This window comes from Streptomyces sp. NPDC019937 (assembly GCF_040631655.1).
GTDB lineage: Bacteria > Actinomycetota > Actinomycetes > Streptomycetales > Streptomycetaceae > Streptomyces.
Map to the genome: position 1 here is coordinate 157,162 of NZ_JBEYAL010000001.1, position 22,313 is coordinate 179,474.

The window sequence follows — 22,313 nt, forward strand, 5'->3', positions numbered from 1 at the left end:
GGCCAGAGGCGGGAGAACAGGCCCATCAGGTGCTGGCGCGAGTGACCAGGCGGGTGGGCAGGATCAGCGGGGTGGGGTCCTGTCCGCTGATGAGCGCGACGAGCATACGCGCCATCTCCCGGCCCAAAGCCGCTATGGGCTGATGGACGGTGGTGAGGGGCGGATCGGCGATCTGGGCGACGGCCAGGTCATCGAAGCCGACCACCGCGACGTCCGCGGGGACCCGTCGGCCTGCCTCGCGCACGGCGCGCAGCGCTCCCACGCCCATGTTGTCGTTGGCGGCGAACACCCCGTCCACGTCGGGGTGGCTCGCCAGCAGTGCGGCCATGACGGCGGCCCCGCTGGGCTCGGTGAAGTCCCCCTCCTGCGGCGGGAACGGACCAAGGCCGGCCGCCAGCATGGCGTCCCGGTAGCCGCGGTACCGGGCGCGTCCGACCTCGGTGTCCAGACGCCCGCAGATCGCGGCTACCCGGGTCCGGCCGCGCGAGACCAGGTACTCGGTTGCCTCGCGCGCTCCACCGACGTTGTCGACGTCCACGTACCACCGGGGAGCCGTACCGACCGGGCGTCCGCCGAACACCACGGGCATCTCCGCCTCCTCGGCCATACGAGCCACCGGATCGCCCTCACGCAGCGCCATCAGCATCACGCCGTCAGCACCCTTGGACCGAAGGAGTTCCCGCACCCGCTTGCGGCTCCGGTCGGAAGCGGCCAGGCACAGCATCAGATGCAGGTCGGCCTCCTCCAGGGCAGCCGACGCTCCCACGATCACCTGGGCGAAGAACGGATCCGCGAAGATCGACGGATCCTCTCCCGAGACGACCAGGGCGGCCGACCCTGTCTGGCGGGTGGCCAGGGCACGGGCGGTCGGATTGGGTACGTAACCGAGTTGCCGGACGGCCCGCTCGACCGCCTCGCGTTTGGCGCGGCTGACGTGCGGCGCGTTGTTGATCGCGCGGGACGCCACGGAGCGGGAGACGCCGGCGAGTTCGGTCACCTCGTCGAGCGTCGGCTGCCGGCGCGGCGCGTCTTCGGTCATGAGTCATGAGCCCTTCCCTCTCGATCGGACGGGATGCGTCTCACTTCCGGCTCATGCCGCTGCCACCCGCCCAGTGGGCGACGGGGGACGGGTACGGAGCCCTCAGAGACCGGAAGGTTGGGAGCGCTTCCAATTGTGGGACTGTAGGGCCTTGCTTCCGCTCTGTGAAGGGCGAGTTGTACGTCGGCCCTTGACAGCTTGACCAGCCCGCAACACGATACGGGCCGCACCTCAAGTGCTCTCAGTGCCGTTGGGAGCGCTCCCAATCGGAGTGCCCTCACTGCTCGCTGCCGACCTTCGGCCCTGTCGTCCTTGCCGGAGAGTCGCCGGCGCAAGGGGGCGTTGTACCACCGCACTTCCTCAGCGCGTCGCTCGCTCGTGACCGAGAGCGTGCGACACATCCCTGTCAGGAAACCGAGGTACAGTCATGCGCCACGGACTCCGCGCCCTGATGGCAGCGCTCTTCGCTCTGCCGCTGGCGCTGGCCATCGCACCGTCCGCCCACGCGGCCGACCCGACCACCATGACCAGCGGGTTCTACGTGGACCCCGACTCCAGCGCGAAGCGTTGGGCCGCCGCCAACCCCGGCGACGGCCGGGCGTCGGCGATCAACGCCTCCATCGCCAACACCCCGATGGCCCGCTGGTTCGGCTCCTGGAGCGGCACCATCGGCACCGCTGCCGGCGCCTACGCGGGCGCCGCGGACTCCAGGGACAAACTGCCCCTCCTCGTCGCCTACAACATCTACAACCGCGACTACTGCGGCGGGCACTCCGCGGGTGGGGCCGCTTCGCCGTCCGCCTACGCGTCCTGGATCGCCCAGTTCGCCGGCGGGATCGCCAACCGACCGGCGGTCGTCATCCTCGAACCGGACTCCCTCGGGGACTACGGCTGCATGACCCAGGCTCAGATCGACGAACGCGAGGGCATGCTCACCGGCGCCCTCGCCCAGTTCAACCGCCAGGCCCCCAACACCTGGGTCTACCTCGACGCCGGCAACCCGGGCTGGGCGGACCCGGCAACCATGGCCCGGCGCCTCCACGAAGCCGGCCTCCGGCAGGCCCACGGCTTCTCCCTCAACGTCTCCAACTACTTCACCACGAACGAGAACACCGCCTACGGCAACGCCGTCAACAATGAACTCAAAGCCCGCTACGGCTACACCAAGCCGTTCGTGGTGGACACCAGCCGCAACGGCAACGGCTCCAACGGTCAGTGGTGCAACCCCTCAGGCCGCCGTATCGGCACCCCCACCCAGCTGGGCGGAGGCGCCGAGATGCTCTTGTGGATCAAGACCCCGGGCGAATCCGACGGCAACTGCGGCGTCGGAGCCGGCTCCTCGGCCGGACAGTTCCTCCCCGAGGCCGCCTACAAGATGATCTACGGCTACTGATCCACGAGCCGAACACCTCGGCCCGATCGCGATCTGTCCGGGGGCGGCTGTCCATCCGCCCAGCCCGGCCATTCGATCGGCTTGCGAGAGGTATTGACGCCGCCCACCGATCCCCTACTATCCGGATTGCTCGACACTTCGACACCTGTTCGATATCGCGAACAGAGCACAGTGCTCCACTCGCTCAGCAGGACACCTCCGGGCCACGCCCGCATTCTCCGCTGCTCGACGAACCCGTCCGGACGGCCTCTGACGAGGCCCACCGGAATCGCTTACTCGAGAATCAAGAGGTCCTCATGCGCAGAGGAAGTTTCAGCCGCAAACGTCTGTCTGTGATGCTCGGCGCCTCGGTCGCGGCCCTGGCCTCGTTGGCGGCGACGCTGGTCGCCGGCCCGGCCCAGGCGGCCACCAGCGCGTGTTCTCTTCCGTCGACGTACCGGTGGACGTCGACGGGTGTGTTGGCGCAGCCGTCGAACGGGTGGGTCTCGCTCAAGGACTTCACCAACGTGGTGTACAACGGCAAGCACCTGGTCTACGCGTCGAACGTGTCGGGATCGTCCTACGGCTCGATGGGGTTCCGTCCCTTCACGAACTGGTCGGACATGGCGTCGGCCGGCCAGACCGGGATGGGCCAGTCCGCGGTGGCGCCCACGCTGTTCTACTTCGCACCCAAGAAGATCTGGGTGCTGGCGTACCAGTGGGGTGCGTGGCCCTTCATCTACCGCACGTCGAGCGACCCCACCAACCCCAATGGCTGGTCCTCTCCGCAGCCGCTGTTCACCGGTAGCATCTCCGGCTCCGGCACCGGCCCCATCGACCAGACTCTGATCGGTGACGGCCAGAACATGTACCTGTTCTTCGCCGGTGACAACGGCAAGATCTACCGGGCGAGCATGCCGATCGGGAACTTCCCGGGCAACTTCGGCTCGTCGTACACGACGGTCATGAGCGACTCGACGAACAACCTGTTCGAGGGGGTTCAGGTCTACAAGGTTCAGGACCAGAACCAGTACCTCATGATCGTGGAGGCGATGGGTGCGCGTGGGCGCTACTTCCGCTCGTTCACGGCCTCCAGCCTGAGCGGTTCGTGGACTCCGCAGGCCAGCAGCGAAAGCAACCCCTTCGCGGGCAAGGCCAACAGTGGTGCCACGTGGACCAACGACATCAGCCACGGTGACCTGGTCCGCAACAACCCCGACCAGACCATGACCATCGACCCCTGCAACCTGCAGTTCCTCTACCAGGGCAAATCCCCCTCCGCGAGCGGCCCCTACGACCAACTGCCCTGGCGGCCGGGCGTCCTTACCCTGCAGCGCTGACCTCGCGCTTTCATCGGGTGAGCTGCCCCGAGGCTTGATCGCCGACGCGAGAAGTGCTTCTGCCCCCGCAACGACAGGGGTTGTCGAGAATCCTGTTGGTCGCGGGGAAAGAAGCACTTCTCAAGGCCGGGCGTTCAACGACTTCTCCCGCTGGCTAGCGTTCGGCAACCGCGGCGTCATCCAGGCTGGTCCTCCCGCATAATTGGCGATCTCCGGTGAGGGGTATTGATGCGTACCAGTCATTTATTTATCCTCCCGCTCGGCAAAGGAATCGCTTCACGGTAGATGCCGCGGAGCCTACGGTGTGGGCGCACTGCGTTTCCCGGAATGCACCTGCGCGTTCTACCGGAGGTAACCTGATGCGCTCACCCCGTTGTCCGTCCTGCGCGACGTGGCCTTTAGGGACCAGATCCCGTGCCATGATGCTGTTGATCACCCTGGCCACCACCATCGCCCTGGCCCTGCTGACCGTCTCTACATCGCCGACGGCCACTGCCCTGCCGTTGTCCCAAGGCAAGACCGCGCAGGCGGCCGAGTTGCTGTCGCAGGGCAAACCCGCGACCGCCTCGTCCACCGAGAACACGTCAACCCCGGCGTCCGCGGCGGTGGACGGCAGCACCGCGACCCGCTGGTCGAGCCAGTTCAGCGACCCTCAGTGGCTGGGTGTCGATCTGGGCACCACCGCCACCATCAGCCGAATCGTCCTGCGCTGGGAAGCCGCGTACGCCCGGGCATTCCAGATCCGGACCTCGGACGACGGCACCACATGGACCGCCATCCACTCGACCACCACCGGCACCGGCGGTGTGCAGACCCTCGACGTCAACGGAAGTGGCCGGTACGTCCGCGTCTACGGCACACAGCGCGGCACCCCCTATGGCTACTCGCTGTGGGAGTTCCAGGTATACGGATCCAGCGGCGGCACGTCCCCCGGAGACGGGATACCGAACCCGACAACCGCTTCGCTGGAGGCCACGAACGGGCCGCTGTCCACCGCTGCCTACACCGTTCCCAACCCGAGCGGATACGGGTCCGGCACCATCACCTACCCCACGGCCACGGGCTCATATCCGGGCGTCGTGCTGATGCCCGGCTATCAGGGCACCCAGCAGAACCTGCAATGGCTCGCACCCCGCCTCGCCTCCTGGGGCTTCGTCGTGATCAACGTCGGCACCAACACGCTGACCGACGATCCTGAATCGCGCGGCCGCCAGATCAGCGCTGCCGGCACCCAGTTGCTCGCGCTCGGCAACGCCACCGGCAACCCGGTCTCCGGCAAGCTCAACGGCACCCTCGGCGCGGTCGGTCACTCGATGGGCGGCGGCGGTGTCATGGCGGCCCTCCGCGACGATCCCCGCTTCAAGGCCGGCGTACCCACGGCCCCGTACCACACGAGCCCCAACTTCTCCGGGGTGACCGAGCCCACCTTCTTCCTCACCTGTCAAAGCGATGTCGCCGCGCCCGGCAGCAGGTATGCGCTGCCCTGGTACAACTCCATGACCCAGGCCGAGAAACTCTACATCGAGGTTCCCGGCGACCACCTCTGCCCGATGACCGGGTACGGCAACAAGGACAAGCAGGGCAAGTGGATCGTGTCGTTCCTCAGCCGCTGGCTACGCGCCGACACCCGCTTCAGCTCGTTCCTGTGCGATGCCGTGCGTGACGCCGACAAGAACAACACCTCCCTGGTCACGCGCTGGATGGACACCTGCCCGTTCTGAACCAGGTCACCCGGAGCGCTCCGCGGCCCGCTGCTGGAGCGCTCCGTCGATGGACGTCGAAGCCGGTGAGCCGAGGCCATTGTGTGCGGCCCGTGGATGACCTGGTCGGTCGCGTTACCGGAGTGACGGAGATCACAGCCGACCGAAAACCCGCTGCCACCACCCGGCGTCTAGAGGGTGTGAGACCAGTGAGGAAGGCACCGGCCGAGCCGGACGAGGAAGGTCCGGCGCCTCGCGCCGGAGCTGAGACACGTACTGCACCTGCCGGGTCTGCCCGGCGGGCGCGGTCAAGGCCTCGTGGCCGGCCACGGCCGATGACGCTCGCGGCGAGCGCGGCCGACATCGCACCGACGGCCTACGCCTGGGAGATCCGGGCCACCGGGCTGAAGGTCGGAGTCGGCAGGAACCACATGGCCGTCGACGGGCTCGACCTGTCGCTGGGCACCGGCGTACACGGTCTCCTGGGTCCCAACGGGGCGGGCAAGACCACCCTCATCCGGGCGCTGGCCACCGTACTGCGCCCCGCCGAGGGCACCCTGGAGCTGCTCGGCAAGTCCGCGGGCGGCAGAGGCGAGTACCGCGCGCTGCGCCGCCGGATCGGCTACCTGCCGCAGGAGTTCGGCTACTACAAGCGCTTCACGGTCCGTGAGTTCGTCGAGTACATGGCGTGGCTGAAGGAAGTGCCCAAGGCGGACATCCCCGCTGCGGTGCAGCGCGCCGTGGAGCGGGTGGGCCTGGCCGACCGTGCCGACGAGAGGATGAAGACCCTGTCCGGTGGCATGGTGCGGCGGGTGGGCATCGCCCAGGCCATCGTCAACGACCCGTCGATCCTGCTGCTGGACGAGCCCACGGCCGGCCTGGACCCCGCGCAGCGGCTGCGCTTCCGCGAGCTGCTGCAGGAACTGGGCACGGACACCTGCGTGGTCGTCTCGACCCACCTGGTGGAGGACGTCGCCGCCGCCTGCACCCACGTGGTGCTCCTCGCCGAGGGCCGACTGGTCTTCCAGGGCACCCCGGACGAGCTGGCCGCGGCGGGCGGCCCCGAGCACGTGGGCGACAGCCCGTTGGAGCGCGGCTACTCGGCGCTGCTGGAGGGCCCGGGCCGGGGAAGGGGCGCCTGGTGAATGCGCGTGTCCTGCGAACCGAGCTGAAGCGCTCCGTCGCCCCCTGGGCAGGAGCCGTGGTCCTGACGAGCGCGCTGGCGTTGCTGTACCTGCTGGACGGAGAGTGGTGGAAAGGCACCACGGCGTGGACGGCCCAGTGGACGCCCCTGGCCCTGTGGACCCGCACCTTGCTGTTCTGCCTGTGGCCCTTGGCCGTGGGGCTCGGCGCGTTGCAGGGGCTGCGCGATCACCGCTCGAAGACATCCGAGCTGCTGACGACCACATCGCGTCCCGCCTGGCACCGCGCCGCCACACAGGCGGGCACGATGGCGATCACCCTGGCCTCGGCGTTCGTGGTGCTCGTCCTCGTGGGCGCGGTCCAGATACTCGCCAACACCGAGTACACCCACCTCGGATGGCTGCCGATCTCGTTGGTGGGGGCACTCTCACTCGTCGCGGGAGCCGTGCTGGGCATGGGGGCCGGGCGCGCCCTGCCGTCCGCCCTCACCCCGCCACTGCTGACCATGAGCGCCTTCGCGTTCACGGCCCTCATGCGCATGTCGCTGGGCCGGACGCGGACGGAGACGGCGGAGGGTTTCCCGATCTCGGAGCCGAACCGGGTCTCGCTGCTGTCACCGGAGGTGGAAGAGGTGCGCCACGCGCTCGTCACGCTCTCCGCCGCCGTGCACGTCGGGCAGACGATCTGGCTGCTCGGCCTGGCCGCGACGGGCTTCGCGCTGCTGGTCGCCGCGACACCGCGCACCCGGCTGCTCGCCCTGACGCCCGCCCTGGCGGGCGCGGCCGTCGCCCTGCTCGTCCTCCCCTCCGACCCGCGCCGGATGTATGTCCTCGACAAGGACGCCGCGGAGTTGGTGTGCGATGGTCCGGTATGCGTGTCCAGGATGCACCAGGAACGACTCACCGACCTCACGCGTCACGGCACAAAGGCGCTGCGCCTGCTGCACGGCGTCCTGGGGAGCCAGGCGCCGGTCTCGGTCCGGGAGAACACCGCCGTACAGCCCGAGGGTTCCACGCCGCGGTGGTCCCGCGAGGACGTGCTCTTCGACTTCGACGACGACATCATCGCCGCCGCGAAGGGCGAGGAGCTGACCTGGGCTTTGATCGCCAAAGGCATGGTGCCAGGGTGTGTCCCCGTCGGCTTCGGCGGCGCGGGGGGAGAGGACATCGCGCGAACCGTCGCGGTGGGCTGGGTCCTCGGCCACCTCAATACGATGCCCGGTCAGGGACCACCGAAATCGCGGCGCGAGATCGACTCCCAGGCCCGCGCGGTGTGGCAGGACCTCGAAGTACTGCCACGGGCCGAGCAGCTCTCGCGGATCAACGCGATGCGCGCCGCCGCGATCTCCTGCGAGGGAGACGCACTCGACGCGCTGACCGGGGGTGCACACAGGTGAGATGGCTGATGCTGTACGCGCGCTCGCGTCAGGTGTCCGCGTCACTGGCCGCGGTGGTGATCAGCACGGTGACCGTGTGGGCACTCGTTCGGGACGGCAGCGAGGGGCCGGGCGATCCGCGTCTGCCCGCGCTCGTCCTCGCCGTGGGAGCGATGGCGCTGTCGATCGGGCTCAGCGGGCAGGACCTCGCGCTGGACCGGACGGCCGCGATCCGCTGGGTGCCCCGCAGGGCGGTGCACGTGCTGCTCGCCGGCGCGGTCGTCGCCGTGGTGCCGCTGGCGGTGCAGGCGGCGGGAAATGACCTGGCCACCGCCGCGTTCGTGGTGCGCGACAGCGCGGGCTTGATGGGGCTCGCCGCCGTCGGGGCGGCGGTGTGCGGGGGACAGTACGCGTGGACGCTGCCGTTCGTCTGGCTCTCGTTCTCGTTCTTCGCCCCGCCTCCGACGAGTGTGCCGACGCAGGTGGCGTCCTGGATGCTGCTGCCACCCGGCACGGCGGCGGGCACCTGGACAGCCCTGGTCCTCACGATCGTCGGCACCACGGCCTACGCCGTCGCGGGACCGAGACGGTAGCCGGTCCGGGCGAACTCACCGTCGTGGTGCGCGACGTGCTCTCGCCGGGATACTAAAACGATTCAATCAGTGTGTCGGTTATAGCAGCGCCAGTCGGGCGCGGCCAGCGCGTCAACAGGCCTCTCGACCGGGGCAGGCCGTTGCCTCTCGAGCCCACCGCGCCCTGACCGCCGGCCGTCTCATTGGCTCCCGCGGACTGCTCCATGTTCCCAGGCCCAGGCCGCTACCTCGACCCGGTTGCGGGCGTTGAGCTTGGCCTGGACGCGTCCCAGGTACGTTTTCACCGTCGACAACGACAGGAACAACTCATCGCCGATCTCCTGGTTCGTGCGCCCTACGGCCACCAGTCGGACGATGTCCCGCTCCCGTTCGCTGAGGCCGGCGTCATCGGACGCCGCGGGGGCCGGTGCCATCCCGCGTTCCGTCGCTTCCAGCCTCCGCAGGAGCCGCACGGTGACCGCGGGGGAGACGAGGGCGTCTCCCCGCGCTGCCGCCTGGACCGCTTCCACCAGAAGGGCGGGAGAGGCGTCCTTGAGCAGAAAACCGCATGCACCGTTGCGTAGTGCGGTTCGCACATAGTCGTCCTGGTCGAATGTGGTGATCACGACGATGTTCATCGGATCGGCCACGCCGGGACCGGCCAGCTGTCGTACAACCTCAAGCCCATCCAGCCGCGGCATACGAATGTCGGCCAGCACGACCCGGGGACGCAGCCGACGCGCGAGTTCGACGCACTCCACACCGTCCGCCGCCTCACCGACCACCGTGATCCCTGGCTGCACACCAAGAATCAGGCTGAATCCCCTCCGCACCAGTTCCTGGTCGTCGGCGATGACGACGTCAATCCGGGGTTCGGGCACTGACCGTTCCTCTCGGGGCCGGGGTCATGACTGTGCGAGCGGAAGGGAGGCCGAGACTTCCCAGTCGCCGCCGGGCAGCGGCCCGGCGCGCAGGGTGCCGTCGAGGGCCTCGATGCGCTCTTGGAGCCCGAGCAGGCCGAAGCCGCCCCGGCCCCCGGCCGGGGTGAGCGCCCTGCGGTGCGGCGGAGTGTTGGTGACGGTCACGTGAAGATACTCCGTGTCGGCGTCGAGGCGGACGGTGGTGTGCGCGTCCGGTGCGTGGCGGCGCACGTTGGCCAGGGCCTCTTGGACCAGTCGGTGGGCGGAGGTCTCCACTTCGGGGCGCAGTCGGGCCACCCGCGCTGCCGCTGTGGCTTCGAGACGTGCCGTATCGGCTTCGATGGGCCCGGAGCCGGGCGACGCGGCGGCGCAGTGGGCGGACACGAGTTCACCCAGATCGGCGAGCAAGTCGCCGGGCCGCAAGGGCGTGTTGTTCTCCTCGCGCAGGACGCGGACCAGACGGCGCGTGGATTCCAGGGTCTCGGCACCGGCCTGGGCGATGTCGCGCAGGATGGGTTCGATCTTGTCCGGAGCGGCGGCCTGGATGGACAAAGCGGCGTTGGCCTGCACGATGATGCCGGTCATGTGATGGGCGATGAGATCGTGCAGATCGCGGGCCAGGGCGAGGCGCTCCTCGTAGCGGACCTCCCGTGCCGTGCGCTCTCTGCGTGCTTCCAGGGCTCGGATGGTACAGCCGAGGGTGATGAAGATGGCGAGCCCGACGGTCAGCACATAGCCGCCGCCGGTGAACGCCTGCCACGACCCGGCCCGCAGGGGCAGCAGAAGTACGGTCGCGCTGATCAGGACGGTTTCCACCACCGCGGCGGCCGTTCGGCCGGATTGGGCCGTGGTGCGCAGGGCCATGTGCAGCAGCCCCAATGTCTCCAGTGCTCCCCACCACGCCATGGTGCTCGGCGCGATCAGGCTCCAAGCGGTCAGGGCCAAGGACAGTGACACCACGGCGGCGACGCACGCCCCCAGCGGCGGCGACCAGGGGGTCTCGACGGAAGCCAGGGCGATCAGGGGGCCGGTAGCCACAACGGGCAGCCAGGCGGTTCCGCACGTCATGGAATCGCTCATGACCATGGTGATGTCCGCGAGCCAGGTGAAAGCGAACACGAACAGACCGCTGACGGTGATCATCCGTCTGACGTCCGGAGTGCGCGGAAGAATTCGATCCACGCTCCTCAGCGTAGGAGCGCGGTGGGCGCGCGGTCGTCGGCCGAACGACCGACAGCCGCGCGCCCACCCGGTACGTACGGCTGACGTGACGCCCCGCGCCCCGGGCCGACGATGGTGACCGCGGGCGGCGGGCCTTCCCGAGGTTCGGCCTCCGACCGGCGCGCCGCCCCAGGAGGCGGCGTGTACCGCGCTTCCCCGTCCCAACCTCACGTCCCGAGTCGCAAGAGCAGAAAGTTTCCGCATCCTCATGGCCACCTTCTTGCACTGGATCGGCCGGACCGCTTTCGAGCGGCGCTGGCTGGTGCTTCTCTTCTGGGTCATCGTCCTTGCCGTTGTGGGCGCCACCGCCGCGCAGACCACCAGCAGTTCGACGTCCTCCATCACCCTGCCCGGCACTGAGGCGCAGCGCGCCAACGACCTGCTGAGCAAGAAATTCCCCGCGGCCGACGCGGGCGGCGCCACCGCCCGCGTGGTGCTGCGGGCCCCGCGCGGGGAAGAGATCACCAGTACGGGCAACCGGGCCTCGGTGGCCACGACCCTGAAGAACCTGGCGGCCTCCTCTTCCCGGGTCGGTGCCGTCAGTAACCCCTTCAGGGGCGGAACCGTCAGCAAGGACGGCGCGACCGCCTACACCACGGTCACTTACCGGACCGCGGCCGCGGAGCTCACCGATCGTGACCACGAGCGGTTCGACGACGCTCTGAACGAGGGCAGGAAGACCGGGCTGACGGTCGAAGCCTCCGGCAACGCGGTCGCCACAGAGGAGGAAGGCACCCCGGCAGAGGCCATCGGCTTCGCTCTGGCGGCGGTCATCCTCCTCATCACCCTCGGCTCATTGATCGCCGCGGGTCTTCCGCTGCTGACGGCCCTGATCGGAGTGGGCATCAGCCTCGCCGCGATCACGGCGCTGGGCTCGGTCTTCGATCTGAACAGCAGCACGTCGCTCGCCTCGATGCTGGGCATCGCGGTCGGGATCGACTACGCGCTGTTCATCGTCTCCCGCTACCGCTCCGAACGTGCCGCGGGCCACGATGCCCGCGAGGCAGCGGGCCGGGCGAACGCCACCGCGGGGTCGGCCGTCGTCTTCGCCGGCCTCACCGTCATGATCGCTCTCGTCGGCCTGGCCGTGGTCAACCTCCCGGTGCTGACCGCCATGGGCGTCACCGCCGCCGGGGCCGTCGCCGTCGTCGTCCTCGTCGCCATCACGCTGGTCCCGGCCATGCTCGCCTTCGGCCCCGAACGCGTCCGCGGACGTTCCCGCGACCGCGCGGAGGGCGGCGAGCGCCGTGAGGCCAAGGCGCAGTTCGGCCGACGGTGGGCCGCGGCGGTGGTGCGCCGACCGGTGCGGGTTCTCGTCCCCGCCGTGGCAGCACTGATCGTGGTGGCGCTGCCGGTCACCGGGCTGGAGCTCGGACTGCCCGACGACGGCTCCAAGCCGCCGTCCACCACCCAGCGCAAGGCATACGACATGCTCGCGCGGTCCTTCGGAGAGGGCTTCAACGGCCCCCTGACCGTGGTCGTCACCGACGAAGCCATGGCCACCGCCCACGAAGCCGCCGCCATCATGGGCTCGAAGATCCGTGATCTGGACGACGTGGCCGTGGCGAGCCCTGCCGTGTTCAACACCTCCGGTGACACGGCCCTCATCACCGTCATCCCCGACAGCGCGCCGTCCGACGACGCGACCAAGAACCTCGTCACCGACATCCGCTCCCTGGCGACCACGACGGAGAGCTCCATCGGCGCACGGAGCATGGTCACCGGCAGCACCGCGCTGAACATCGACGTCTCCGACAAGTTCAGCGCCGCCCTGATGCCCTACCTCCTCGTCGTCGTCGGACTGGCCTTCCTGGTCCTGATCCTCGTCTTCCGCTCCCTGCTCGTGCCGTTGAAGGCGGCACTGGGCTTCCTTCTGTCCGTCCTGGCCTCGCTCGGAGCCGTGGTAGCCGTCTTCCAGTGGGGGTGGCTGAAGGACCTGTTCGGCGTCGAACAGGCCGGGCCGATCATGAGCCTGATGCCCATCCTCACCGTCGGCATCGTCTTCGGCCTGGCCATGGACTACCAGGTCTTCCTGGTCACCCGTATCCGCGAAGCATTTGTCCACGGCGCCGATCCGCGTCAGGCCGTCGTCACGGGCTTCGAGCACAGCGCCAAGGTCGTCACGGCCGCGGCCCTCATCATGATCTGTGTGTTCGCGGGCTTCATGAGCTCCACCGACTCCGTCATCGCGGCCCTCGGACTCGGTCTCGCGATCGCTGTCGCCCTCGACGCCTTCATCGTCCGCATGACCATCGTGCCGGCGGTCCTGGCTCTCCTCGGCCGCCGGGCGTGGTCCCTGCCCGTCCGGATCGACCGCGTCCTGCCCAACGTCGACATAGAAGGTGAGCGGTTGACCAAGTCCCCAGCGGCCGGTGCGCGCCCGGAACCCGCGCCCGGTTCGATGGGTCGCTGACCGTGCCGAACACTTCCTCGTGCTCGCAGCGCCGCTCGGCCCACCCCGGTTCACGTTGATGTCGGCCCCGACGGCGTACGGATCCGGGAGACGTACGGCGTGGGGCCGACGAGCTGGCGGAGCTACTCGGCATCACCGTCGACGGTTACGCGCTCGGTGCCGCTGTGGGTGTGCCGAACTGCACGGTGGCCTCCGGTGCGAACACCGTCCCGAGCGCTTCCGGCTCGTGCACCGCACGGTCAACGAGTGTGATGTAGCGATCGACCACCGTCTCGGTCGTCCGGGTCATCGCATGTCCTCGTTCTCGTTGAGGTGTCAGCTCATCAGGGCTTTGCCGAGCTTGGCGCCGACCGGGGTGGAGGCGGCGCGGATCAGGGTGCTGCGGGCGATGCGCCCGAAGCGGTTCGCGGGCATGAAGAAGTGCCGCATGCGCAGGGCTTCCCTTTGGTAGCGGGTGACGAGCGGGCGCAGTTGCTGTTCCCAGGTGCCCAGGGCGGTGGGCAGATCGTCGTGTTCGGTGAGCAGGCGGGCCAGGAGTTCGGCGCCGGCGATGCCCATGCCGGAGCCCTGGCCGGAGTGGAGGGTCATGCACCAGGCGGAGTCGCCGAGCAGGGCCACCCGGCCCTGGCTCCAGCGGCCCAGGTGAATCTGGCTGACCTGGTCGAACAGGACGGACTCGGAGCGGTCCATCGCCTCCAGCATGGCGGGCACGATGTCCCCGCCGAAGCCGGCGAACGCCTGACGCAGGGCGTGGGAGGGCTTCTTGCGGATCTCGGCGGCGGGCCAGTCGGTGCGGTAGAGAAGGAAGGCCACCGGGGGGTGGTCGCGGTAGCTGTTGATCCAGGCGGAGCGGCCGGGGGCGGTGGCCACCGCGCCGTCACCCTCGCGCATGCCCGGCAGCGGCCCGTCCATGACGCAGGCGGCCACCACGTGGTCGAAGTCCTTGCGGTAGAGGTCCTCGGGGCCGAAGACCAGCGAGCGGACGGTGGAGTGGACGCCGTCGGCTCCGATGAGCAGGTCCGCGCCTTCCACTGATCCGTCGGTGAGGCTCACGGTCACCTGGTCGCGGTTCTGCGTGACGGCGGCGGGGCCGGTGCCGTAGCGGATCTCGACCAGGTCGTGGACAGCCTCGTACAGGACGCGCTCCAGATCGCTGCGCAGCAGCATCCGCAGCGGGGTGCCGTTGACCTGTGCGGGGAAGGTCAGGCCGGGTGCGAGGCGACCGCGGGAGTCGACTTCGAACATGCGGCCCCGGGGGTCGCGGCGGTCCGGGAGCGAGTCCAGGATGCCCAGGCGTTCGGCCGCGGCGTAGCCGGGACCGTTGAAGCGCACGAAGTAGCCACCGGTGCGGCGTTCGGGCGCCCGCTCGACGATCAGGGGCTGCCAGCCGGCCCGGTGCAGGCTCAGGGCCGCGGCGAGACCGGAGATGCCGGACCCGACGATGAGGGCACGGCGGGCGCCGGGTGGGGGGAGCGACGGAGAGGTCATGCCCCGACCCTACCCCTGGCCGATACTGAATGACCAGTTTCGAAATTTGGTCACACGATGCGCGGGGTGGATGCTGTGCTCATGACCCCGGATCGCCTGGCCGCTTCCCCGCAGAACGACGACGAACGCACCGAGCGCATCCTGGCCGCCGCGCGCGAACTGCTGTTGGCGTGGGGCTACAAGCGGGTCACCGTCGATGAGATCGCCCGCCGCGCCCGTATCGGCAAGGGCACCGTCTACCTGCACTGGAAGACGAAACAGTCGCTGTTCACCGAGCTGCTGCGGCGCGAACTCGACAAGGTGCTCGGCACCGTCGCCGCCGGAATCGAGCGGGACCCGTCCGCCGCCCTGCCCAGCAGGCTGGTCCGCGAGGTGTTCCTGGAGCAGGCCCGTGACCCCGTGGCCCGGGCCATCCATGCCGGTGACAGCGAAGTCCTCGGCGCGCTCGCCACCACCGCGAACGGCGTTCCCGTCATCCAGGAACTGGGCTTCCACGCCCTGCTCGCCCGCCTCGTCGACGTATGGCGCGCGCACGGGCTGATGACCGTGACAGCCTCTGCGGCGGAGCAGATCTACACGATCGACGCGGTGCTGACCGGGTTCATCATGGGGGGTATCGCCGTCCCCCCGGGCGAGGACTTCCCCCCGGCCCACCGGGCGAACCTGCTCGGCCACACGATCGAAGCAGCCCTCGAGATCTCTGCCAGGCCGGACGGGACCGCCCTCCGCGCCGCCGCTCAGGACGTTCTCGTCACCCTGGCAGCCGCCCGGAGCGAGCTCGCCGAGACCCGCTCGCGCTCGGCGCTCCGCTGAGGTGGTACGTGGTGCGTCCGGACCGCCGGGCCGGGCGCCCCTGCGCTCTCCGCGTGCCCGGCCCGGCGTGTGTCGGTGGGGGTCGCGCGCCAGCCGATTAGATGGCGAGAGTCTTCGCCGGATGGGTTGACAGCACCTCATTGCCGCCGCAGCATCTCTTTCGGTGTCGACTGTCAACAGACAACAGGCAACAGTCGGTATCGTCCGGGACACATGACCCGCTTACGATCGAGGAGGATCGGCATGGCTGAGTCCAGGGCGCCCCAACAGGCGGCGCACGGGTCGCCCGAGCGGCTGAGGGTCGCCGTCGGATGCGGGGTCGGCGCGACCATCGAGACATACGACTTCATCGGCTTCGGAACGGCCGCGGCGCTCTATTTCGGCGACGTGTTCTTCCCCGACTCCGACCCGCTGTCGGCGACCCTGCTGTCCTTCGCGACGCTGGGGATCGGCTTCGCCGCCCGGCCCCTGGGCGGTATCGTCGCCGGTCACCTCGGGGACCGCGTCGGCCGCAAGCCCGTGCTGGTCGGATCCCTGCTGCTGATGGGCATCGCGACCGTGCTGATCGGCTGTTTGCCCACCTACCAGATGGTCGGCGTCTGGGCTCCGGTCCTGCTGGTGGCCGTCCGCGTGATCCAGGGCCTCGCCTTCGGCGCCGAATGGGGCGGCGCCATCCTGATGACCTTCGAGCATGCTCCGTGGCGACGGCGCGGCCTGTACACGGGCATCACACAAGCCGGCTTCCCGGTGGGACTACTGCTCGCCAACCTCGCGTTCCTGTTGAGCCGGCACACACTGGACGACAACTGGGCCTGGCGCGTGCCGTTCCTGCTCAGCGCCGTCCTGATCGCCGTGGGCATCTTCATCCGGCTCAAGATCGACGAATCGCCCCAGTTCGAGGAGGCCAAGGAGTCCGGCGAACTCGTCAAGAACCCGCTGCTCACAGTGATCCGCGAGGACTGGCGCAACCTTCTGCGGGCCTTTTGCCTGCGGACCACGGAGACCGCGGGATACGCCGTATCGGTCACCTTCGTCCTGTCCTACCTGGACGACGGCGACGCCCCCGACGTCTCGAGTACCACCACCCTCACCGCGCTGGTGTCGGCCGCGGCCCTCGGGATCGCGGCCACCATGCTCTGGGGCCGTCTGTCGGACCGGGTCGGTCGCCGCCCGGTCTACCTGTTCGGCTGCGCGGTGAGCGCCGTCTGGGGCATTCCGCTCTTCCTGTTCGTCAACACCGGGGCCACGGCACTGGTCATGGCGGCCTTCCTGATCAGTTACACCGTCTGCCAGAACTGCCTGGCCGGTGTCCAGGGGGCCTGGTTCTGCGAGCTGTTCGCCACCAAGACCCGCACCGCCGGAACGTCCCTGGCCTATCAACTGTCCGCGGTGGTCTCCGGTTTCACGCCCATGATCGCCACCGCGCTGTACTCCGGCACCGGGTGGATCGGTCCCGCGGTGCTGTTCACCTGCTACGGCCTGCTGGGCTTCGTGGCGACGCTGATGACGCGCGAGACATGGGGCGAGTCGGAGCGCCGGGAGACCGACCGGTTCGTGACGGCGTCCGCCGAACCCGCGCTCAAGGCTGCCCACTGAGCCCTCAAGGGCGTCCACCGAGAGAAGAGATGAGGATGACTGCGATGACCACTCAGGCCACTCCCGCGGCGGGGGTGTCACCCGCCGAGCGGGTGCGTGCCGTGAAGGAATCCGCCTACCGCATCCGTATGCACGCGCTGGACATGGGGGAGACTCAGGGGCAGGGCTACATCGGACAGGCCCTGGGTGTGGCCGATGTCCTGGCCGTTGTCTACCAGGACGTTCTCAACCACCGTCCCCACGACCCGGAATGGCCGCAGCGCGACAGGTTCCTGCTGTCGATCGGGCACTACGCGATCGCGCTGTACGCGGCACTCGCCGAGGCAGACGTGCTGGACGTCGGCGAACTCGCCACCTACGGCGGTGACGACTCGCGTCTGCCCATGTCGGGCATGGCCTCGTACACCCCCGGCATGGAGATCTCCGGTGGCTCCTTGGGGCACGGTCTGGGCGTGGCCACCGGCATGGCCCTCGGCCTGCGCCACCAGGGCAGCGACGCCCGCGTGTACAACCTGCTCTCCGACGGCGAACTCGACGAGGGCTCCACCTGGGAGGCGGCGCTGGCCTGTGCCCATCACGGGCTGGACAACCTCACCGCCATCGTGGACGTCAACGCCCTTCAGGCGGACGGTCCGACCAAGGGCGTGTTGCGCACCGAGCCGGTCAGGGCCAAGTGGGAGGCGTTCGGCTGGCATGCGATCCGCGTGGACGGCAACGACATCGACGCGCTCCTCGCGGCCTTCGACAGCTTGCGCGAACACCGCGGATCACCCGCTGTGCTCATCTGCGACACCAGGATCGGGTGCGGTGTGCCGATGCTGGAGACCCGGGAGAAGGCGCACTTCATGCGCGTGGAGGAGCACGAATGGCAAGCCGCCCGCGACGAGTTGACGGAGCATCACCGAAGCCGGGCTGACTCCGGCCGCGCAACCACCCACGGAGAGGGACTCGCTCGATGAACACCCCCGCGCCGACTCAGGCCGCACCCACGCCGACCGAGGCCCCCAAGCGGAGGCTCACCACTTCCGCGATGATCGCCTCGATCGCGGAAGAGGGACAGCGCACCACGAAGGCCCCCTTCGGGCACGCCCTGGCACGGCTCGCCGAGGAACGCCCCGACGTGGTCGGTCTCTCGGCGGACCTGGCGAAGTACACCGACATGCATATCTTCCGCGAGGCCCACCCCGACCGCTTCTTCCAGATGGGCATGGCGGAACAGGTGATGCTGGGCGCGGCGGCGGGGCTGGCCGAGGTGGGCCTGACCCCGTTCGCCTCCACCTACTCCGTCTTCGCCACCCGCCGCGCCTACGACTTCCTGTGCCTGGACATCGCCGAGCCGTGGCTCAACGTCAACGTCGTCGGCGCGCTCCCCGGACTGACCACCGGCTACGGGCCCAGCCACCAGGCGACCGAGGACCTGGCCATCCTGCGCGGCATGCCCGGCCTGACGATCGTGGACCCCGCGGACTCCGTCGACATCGAACAGGCCGTCCCGGCACTGGCCGCGCACTCCGGCCCCACCTACACGCGACTGCTGCGTGGGGCGGTGCCCACCGTCCTGGACGAGTACGACTACCGGTTCGAACTCGGCAAGGCGGCGCGGCTGCGTGGTGGCCGTGATGTGCTGTTCATCTCCACCGGCCTGATGACGGTACGGGCCCTGAGCGCGGCGGCGGAACTCGAAGCCGACCATGTCGACGTCGCCGTCCTGCACGTGCCGACGATCAAGCCGTTCGACCGCGAGACGGTGCTGCGCGAGGCCGGCACGGGGCGCCTCGTGGTGACCCTCGAAAACCACAGCCTCGTCGGAGGTCTCGCCGAGTCCGTGGCTTCCAGCCTGGCCTTCGCCCAGCAGACGGCCCGCATCGTCCCCATCGGGCTGCCCGACGAGTTCCTCGCCGCGGGCGCGCTGCCCACCCTCCACGATCGCTACGGCCTCTCCGTCGCGGCGATCAAGGAACGCGTCCGCCGCGAACTCTGACCCGCGCGGGGCATACGCGCTCATTCCCTTCTCCACTCCCGATTCCACCCCTCAGGAGCACCGCATGGCCAGCGATCACACCCCCCGCACCGCCGTCGTCACCGGGGCGGGCTCCCGTCGCGGCATCGGACGCGCCACCGCGCACGCGCTGGCCGCCGCCGGCTACCACATCGCCGTCCTCGACCTGGACAAGGAGGCCGCCGAGGACACTGCCCGGGAGGTCGCCGCCCGGCATGGCGTACAGGCGTCGGGCCTTGCGGCGGACGTCACCGACGCCGACGCGGTCGATGCGGCGATCACGCGGACCGAGGCGGGACTCCCGCCGATCGGCGCCCTCGTGAACAACGCGGGCATCACCTCGCCGACCCGTTTCCTCGATGTCACGCCCACCGAGTGGGACAAGATCTTCGAGGTGAACGTCCGCGGCAGCTACCTGGTCACCCACCGGGTGGCCGCGGGTATGGCCGAGCGCGGGTTCGGCCGCATCGTCTTCCTCTCCTCCGTGTCGGCCGAGCGCGGCGGCGGCGTCTTCGGGGGAGTGGCCTACTCGGCCGCCAAGGCCGCCCTGCTCGGTTTCGCCAAGGCGCTTGCCCGCGAACTCGGGCCCGCCGGGGTCACCGTCAACTCGGTCGCCCCCGGCCTGATCGACACCGACATCACCCAGGGCAAGCTGGGCGAGGACCGCAAGGCAGCCATGATCGCGGACATCCCCGTGCGCCGTATCGGCAGCGTCGACGACGTGGCCGATGTCATCGCCTTCCTGTCCCGGCCCGAATCCGGCTACCTCACCGGCGTCACCTACGACGTCAACGGCGGATCCCACCTGCACTGAGGACACTTCGAGGTCGTTCGCTCACCACTGGGACCCGCTGCGCAACAGGATCCGCAGCGGGTCACCGCCGACGAGATCGCGCGCCGCGTCCGACCCGGTGGCGCGTCCATGTGCGCAGCCGCGAAGGATGTTGGTTCCGCACCGGCCGATGCCCGCAGCGGGCTGCCGGGAACCGCCTCCCTCGCGTCCCTGACCTGGCCGAGTGCGCCTCGGCGTGAAACACGGCACCTCAGCGCGTGGTGGTCAGGCGGTCTCGCGAGTGCTTTCGCGTTCGATGCCCAGCTGCTCGATCGCCGAGGCCATGTGCGTGTGGAGGATCTCCTGGGCCGCCGCGGCGTCTCCGCGGGCGATCGCGTCGGCGATGGGCTCGTGGGCTGTCGCGGACATGGCCACGTCGCGGCGTTCACTGGCGGCGCTCATGATCACCACGCGCATCGGCCCCTCGAGCTGCCGCCAGGTCTTGAGAAGTACCGAGTTACCGGACAGCTCGCACAACAGGAGGTGGAAGCCGAGATCGGCCTCGACCTTCGAGGCCAGATCCGCGCCTGACGCGAAAGCCTCCTGGAGCTTCCCCAAAGCCTTCCGCAGGGCCTCGGCCGCGTCCTGCTTGCGCGGCGACGCGATGATCTGTGCCACCGCGAGTCCCTCCAGCGCTTCCCGGACCTGGAAGAGTTCCCGGACCTCGGTCGGAGTCAGCCGGGACACGCGCAGCATGCCACGTGCTCCCGCCGTGACGAGGCCTTCCTGCTGGAGGTGGCGCAGGGCTTCGCGCACCGTGCCGCGGCTCACCGACAGGTGCTCGGCGATCTCCACTTCTCCGAGGTGGTCGCCGGGCTGGTACTGGCCGGTGGTGATGGCCGTCCGCAGCGCCACGAGCGCGCGCTCCCGAAGGGTTGTCGAGCGGGTGAGACTGGAAAGCGCCTGACCAGACACGGCTTAACCCTCCTTCAACTCCTTGAGTGATCATAGTAGCCCGGAATGCTGTCGTCTGTTGACACTCGGCATGAGTGGGACCAGCTGGGGAGGCAAGGGGGCGCAGGTTCACATCCTGTCGTCCCGACCAGCGTTTCCGTAGGTCGGAGGCCGTTTCCGCCGGAAGGCGGGGGCGGCCTTTTTCGCATCGAACTGGACCAACCAATCCGTAATCCGAAGGAGGTTTCGCCGTGTCCCCCCGCAGGCCGCCCCCGCGCCTTCGACGAGGAACTCGTGCTCGAAGCAGTCATGCTGCTTTTCTGGCGGCAGGGATACGAGGGAACAGGGCTGTCGTCTGCGAGTCTTTACGGGGCCTTCGGCTCGAAGGAGGGACTGTTCACACCCTCGGGACGGTTACCGCCAAGAAGAAAACATGCCGAGAGTGCCTCAGGCTCGCGCGCTCGCTCATGCCCCCATCGGCGCGGTTGGCTGGAGCACCGACTCCACCAGCGCATCGCTGCGCAGATGAGCGACCGCCTGGTATGCGGGGTCCCGGATCATGCTCACGAACGCCCTCCGGTCCGGATAGCGCACCAACGCGACCATGTCCCACGCCTGTCCGTCCTCCGCGACCAAGGCGCGTCCGCCCTCGCCCATGTACTCCACCTGCGCGCCGTACCGAGCGCTGATCCCGCCGCGGAGCGCTTCCGCGTAGCGCTGGTAGCTCTCGCGGCCGCCGTCCGGGCGGAAGCGAAGCAGGTTCAGCATCACCACCGGGCCGCCCGGATCCTCGGCAAGCATCGTGTCCATGGCGCGGTCATCGATCTCGATCATCCCAACCTCCTGGGTCGTCGGAGCCGCCACCCTCACATACTTGTTAACTGACACGCAAGTTTGTTTGCTAGGCTGCGCCGCATGGCCAACACTCGCCGAACCCAGCAAGAACGCCGCGAACACGCCGAAGCGGCCCTGCTCAACGCCGCCGCGGAACTGGTCGTCGAGCAGGGGGTGCGCTCGCTCACTCTGGCGCGGGTCGGCGAACGCGCGGGATACAGCCGCGGGATCGTCACCCACCATTTCGGCGCCAAAGGGGCGCTGCTGGAGAGGCTGGCCCGAACCACCCAGACCGGTTTCGTGCCCGGACTCACCGGCCTGCCACCGGGCCTCGACCGTCTCCTCCGGCTCATCGACGGCTACATCGGCGCCCTCGGTGAAGTCGGCGTGATGAACCGGGCGTTCCTGTTGCTGTGGGCGGAAGCCGCCACGGCGTCGGACCTGGCTCCCGTCTTCCGTGACCGCGACGAAGCCTTCCGCGCCGACCTGCGTGACGACGTCGCCGCCGGTATCGCCGACGGCGACGTCCACCCGGATGCCGATCCCGCCGAAGTGGCCGTCGCCGTCCTCGGACAGCTGCGCGGCATCGGCCTGCAACGCCTGCTGACCCCCGAAGCCGTCGACGTCGACGCGCTGCGCCACAGCGTCACCGACCAGTGGCGCCGAGCCCTGCGCGCCCCGTGAGCCGGTTCGGCGCCGCCCTGACACCGCCGTCTGACAGGAGGTATGGCGGCAGTCCCGGGGAAGTGGCTCGCCCAGCGC

General features: G+C 69.3%; 19 protein-coding genes and 2 pseudogenes. 14 read left to right on the top strand and 7 right to left on the bottom strand.

All coding sequences use genetic code 11. The features are described 5' to 3' along the window. Positions 1-25: 25 nt before the first annotated feature. Entirely contained in the window at positions 26-1,039 is a 1,014-nt protein-coding gene (locus ABZ562_RS00575) for a LacI family DNA-binding transcriptional regulator (protein WP_361471884.1), read from the bottom strand. A 427-nt stretch (positions 1,040-1,466) separates the two neighbouring features. Here ABZ562_RS00575 and ABZ562_RS00580 point away from each other — a divergent pair, with 427 nt between their 5' ends. From ABZ562_RS00580 to ABZ562_RS00605, 6 genes and pseudogenes are all read left to right on the top strand, one after another. Beyond that, positions 1,467-2,432, top strand: coding sequence for a glycoside hydrolase family 6 protein (locus ABZ562_RS00580; RefSeq protein WP_361471887.1), 966 nt, complete (start codon positions 1,467-1,469; stop codon positions 2,430-2,432). Between the two features lie 416 nt (positions 2,433-2,848). Then, a pseudogene (locus ABZ562_RS00585) lies at positions 2,849-3,751 on the top strand (non-reducing end alpha-L-arabinofuranosidase family hydrolase); the annotation flags it as partial. Between the two features lie 419 nt (positions 3,752-4,170). After that, positions 4,171-5,472 (top strand): discoidin domain-containing protein, encoded by a 1,302-nt coding sequence (locus tag ABZ562_RS00590; protein ID WP_361471889.1) that lies wholly within the window; start codon positions 4,171-4,173, stop codon positions 5,470-5,472. Positions 5,473-5,786: 314 nt separating this feature from the next. Beyond that, positions 5,787-6,596 (top strand): ABC transporter ATP-binding protein, encoded by an 810-nt coding sequence (locus tag ABZ562_RS00595; RefSeq protein ID WP_361471892.1) that lies wholly within the window; start codon positions 5,787-5,789, stop codon positions 6,594-6,596. Continuing rightward, on the top strand, positions 6,593-7,990 hold the full coding sequence (locus ABZ562_RS00600; protein ID WP_361471895.1) for a hypothetical protein: 1,398 nt from the start codon (positions 6,593-6,595) through the stop codon (positions 7,988-7,990). Before ABZ562_RS00595 ends, ABZ562_RS00600 begins: the two co-directional genes overlap by 4 nt. Then, a complete protein-coding gene (locus ABZ562_RS00605) occupies positions 7,987-8,562 on the top strand; it encodes a hypothetical protein (protein WP_361471898.1) in 576 nt (191 codons plus the stop codon). The genes ABZ562_RS00600 and ABZ562_RS00605 overlap by 4 nt, the downstream gene beginning before the upstream one ends. A 179-nt stretch (positions 8,563-8,741) precedes the next feature. Here the strand turns inward: ABZ562_RS00605 and ABZ562_RS00610 are convergent, their stop codons facing one another. Both ABZ562_RS00610 and ABZ562_RS00615 read right to left on the bottom strand, forming a co-directional pair. Further along, entirely contained in the window at positions 8,742-9,422 is a 681-nt protein-coding gene (locus ABZ562_RS00610) for a response regulator transcription factor (protein ID WP_361471902.1), read from the bottom strand. Positions 9,423-9,446: 24 nt separating this feature from the next. After that, a complete protein-coding gene (locus tag ABZ562_RS00615) occupies positions 9,447-10,643 on the bottom strand; it encodes a histidine kinase (protein ID WP_361471905.1) in 1,197 nt (398 codons plus the stop codon). 247 nt (positions 10,644-10,890) lie between these two features. Here ABZ562_RS00615 and ABZ562_RS00620 point away from each other — a divergent pair, with 247 nt between their 5' ends. Next, on the top strand, positions 10,891-13,095 hold the full coding sequence (locus tag ABZ562_RS00620) for an MMPL family transporter (protein WP_361471908.1): 2,205 nt from the start codon (positions 10,891-10,893) through the stop codon (positions 13,093-13,095). A gap of 145 nt (positions 13,096-13,240) precedes the next feature. Here ABZ562_RS00620 and ABZ562_RS00625 read toward each other — a convergent pair whose 3' ends face one another. After that, positions 13,241-13,384 carry a hypothetical protein gene (locus ABZ562_RS00625; protein WP_361471909.1) on the bottom strand — a complete coding sequence of 48 codons (144 nt, stop codon included), beginning with the start codon at positions 13,382-13,384 and terminating at the stop codon, positions 13,241-13,243. A 26-nt stretch (positions 13,385-13,410) separates the two neighbouring features. Next, positions 13,411-14,583: an FAD-dependent monooxygenase gene (locus tag ABZ562_RS00630; RefSeq protein ID WP_361471911.1), complete on the bottom strand. Its 1,173-nt coding sequence runs from the start codon at positions 14,581-14,583 to the stop codon at positions 13,411-13,413. A gap of 81 nt (positions 14,584-14,664) precedes the next feature. Here ABZ562_RS00630 and ABZ562_RS00635 point away from each other — a divergent pair, with 81 nt between their 5' ends. From ABZ562_RS00635 to ABZ562_RS00655, 5 genes are all read left to right on the top strand, one after another. After that, a complete protein-coding gene (locus ABZ562_RS00635; protein WP_361471913.1) occupies positions 14,665-15,396 on the top strand; it encodes a TetR/AcrR family transcriptional regulator in 732 nt (243 codons plus the stop codon). Between the two features lie 243 nt (positions 15,397-15,639). Beyond that, positions 15,640-16,992 carry an MFS transporter gene (locus ABZ562_RS00640; protein ID WP_361471916.1) on the top strand — a complete coding sequence of 451 codons (1,353 nt, stop codon included), beginning with the start codon at positions 15,640-15,642 and terminating at the stop codon, positions 16,990-16,992. A 44-nt stretch (positions 16,993-17,036) separates the two neighbouring features. Beyond that, positions 17,037-17,951: a transketolase gene (locus tag ABZ562_RS00645; protein WP_361471919.1), complete on the top strand. Its 915-nt coding sequence runs from the start codon at positions 17,037-17,039 to the stop codon at positions 17,949-17,951. Then, complete coding sequence (locus ABZ562_RS00650) at positions 17,948-18,973, top strand: transketolase C-terminal domain-containing protein (protein WP_361471921.1); 1,026 nt, start codon at positions 17,948-17,950, stop codon at positions 18,971-18,973. Before ABZ562_RS00645 ends, ABZ562_RS00650 begins: the two co-directional genes overlap by 4 nt. Before the next feature lie 64 nt (positions 18,974-19,037). Continuing rightward, positions 19,038-19,805, top strand: coding sequence for an SDR family NAD(P)-dependent oxidoreductase (locus tag ABZ562_RS00655; RefSeq protein WP_361471924.1), 768 nt, complete (start codon positions 19,038-19,040; stop codon positions 19,803-19,805). 243 nt (positions 19,806-20,048) lie between these two features. Here ABZ562_RS00655 and ABZ562_RS00660 read toward each other — a convergent pair whose 3' ends face one another. Then, on the bottom strand, positions 20,049-20,738 hold the full coding sequence (locus tag ABZ562_RS00660; protein WP_361471927.1) for a GntR family transcriptional regulator: 690 nt from the start codon (positions 20,736-20,738) through the stop codon (positions 20,049-20,051). A 204-nt stretch (positions 20,739-20,942) separates the two neighbouring features. On the opposite strand from ABZ562_RS00660, the pseudogene ABZ562_RS00665 reads away from it, so the two are divergent. Next, a pseudogene (locus tag ABZ562_RS00665) lies at positions 20,943-21,116 on the top strand (helix-turn-helix domain-containing protein); the annotation flags it as partial. 66 nt (positions 21,117-21,182) lie between these two features. Here ABZ562_RS00665 and ABZ562_RS00670 read toward each other — a convergent pair. Next, on the bottom strand, positions 21,183-21,551 hold the full coding sequence (locus tag ABZ562_RS00670; RefSeq protein ID WP_361471930.1) for a DUF1330 domain-containing protein: 369 nt from the start codon (positions 21,549-21,551) through the stop codon (positions 21,183-21,185). Positions 21,552-21,632: 81 nt separating this feature from the next. Here ABZ562_RS00670 and ABZ562_RS00675 point away from each other — a divergent pair, with 81 nt between their 5' ends. Then, positions 21,633-22,235 (top strand): TetR/AcrR family transcriptional regulator, encoded by a 603-nt coding sequence (locus ABZ562_RS00675; protein WP_361471932.1) that lies wholly within the window; start codon positions 21,633-21,635, stop codon positions 22,233-22,235. The last annotated feature ends 78 nt before the right edge of the window (positions 22,236-22,313 follow it).

Excerpts from the sequence above, each read along its gene's own strand:
- ABZ562_RS00655 (WP_361471924.1), top strand. The coding sequence starts at position 19,038 with ATGGCCAGCGATCACACCCCCCGCACCGCCGTCGTCACCGGGGCGGGC.
- ABZ562_RS00645 (WP_361471919.1), top strand. The coding sequence starts at position 17,037 with ATGACCACTCAGGCCACTCCCGCGGCGGGGGTGTCACCCGCCGAGCGG.
- ABZ562_RS00640 (WP_361471916.1), top strand. The coding sequence starts at position 15,640 with ATGGCTGAGTCCAGGGCGCCCCAACAGGCGGCGCACGGGTCGCCCGAG.
- ABZ562_RS00620 (WP_361471908.1), top strand. The coding sequence starts at position 10,891 with ATGGCCACCTTCTTGCACTGGATCGGCCGGACCGCTTTCGAGCGGCGC.
- ABZ562_RS00670 (WP_361471930.1), bottom strand. The coding sequence starts at position 21,551 with ATGATCGAGATCGATGACCGCGCCATGGACACGATGCTTGCCGAGGAT.
- ABZ562_RS00595 (WP_361471892.1), top strand. The coding sequence starts at position 5,787 with ATGACGCTCGCGGCGAGCGCGGCCGACATCGCACCGACGGCCTACGCC.
- ABZ562_RS00630 (WP_361471911.1), bottom strand. The coding sequence starts at position 14,583 with ATGACCTCTCCGTCGCTCCCCCCACCCGGCGCCCGCCGTGCCCTCATC.
- ABZ562_RS00675 (WP_361471932.1), top strand. The coding sequence starts at position 21,633 with ATGGCCAACACTCGCCGAACCCAGCAAGAACGCCGCGAACACGCCGAA.
- ABZ562_RS00590 (WP_361471889.1), top strand. The coding sequence starts at position 4,171 with ATGATGCTGTTGATCACCCTGGCCACCACCATCGCCCTGGCCCTGCTG.
- ABZ562_RS00575 (WP_361471884.1), bottom strand. The coding sequence starts at position 1,039 with ATGACCGAAGACGCGCCGCGCCGGCAGCCGACGCTCGACGAGGTGACC.
- ABZ562_RS00635 (WP_361471913.1), top strand. The coding sequence starts at position 14,665 with ATGACCCCGGATCGCCTGGCCGCTTCCCCGCAGAACGACGACGAACGC.
- ABZ562_RS00650 (WP_361471921.1), top strand. The coding sequence starts at position 17,948 with ATGAACACCCCCGCGCCGACTCAGGCCGCACCCACGCCGACCGAGGCC.
- ABZ562_RS00625 (WP_361471909.1), bottom strand. The coding sequence starts at position 13,384 with ATGACCCGGACGACCGAGACGGTGGTCGATCGCTACATCACACTCGTT.
- ABZ562_RS00580 (WP_361471887.1), top strand. The coding sequence starts at position 1,467 with ATGCGCCACGGACTCCGCGCCCTGATGGCAGCGCTCTTCGCTCTGCCG.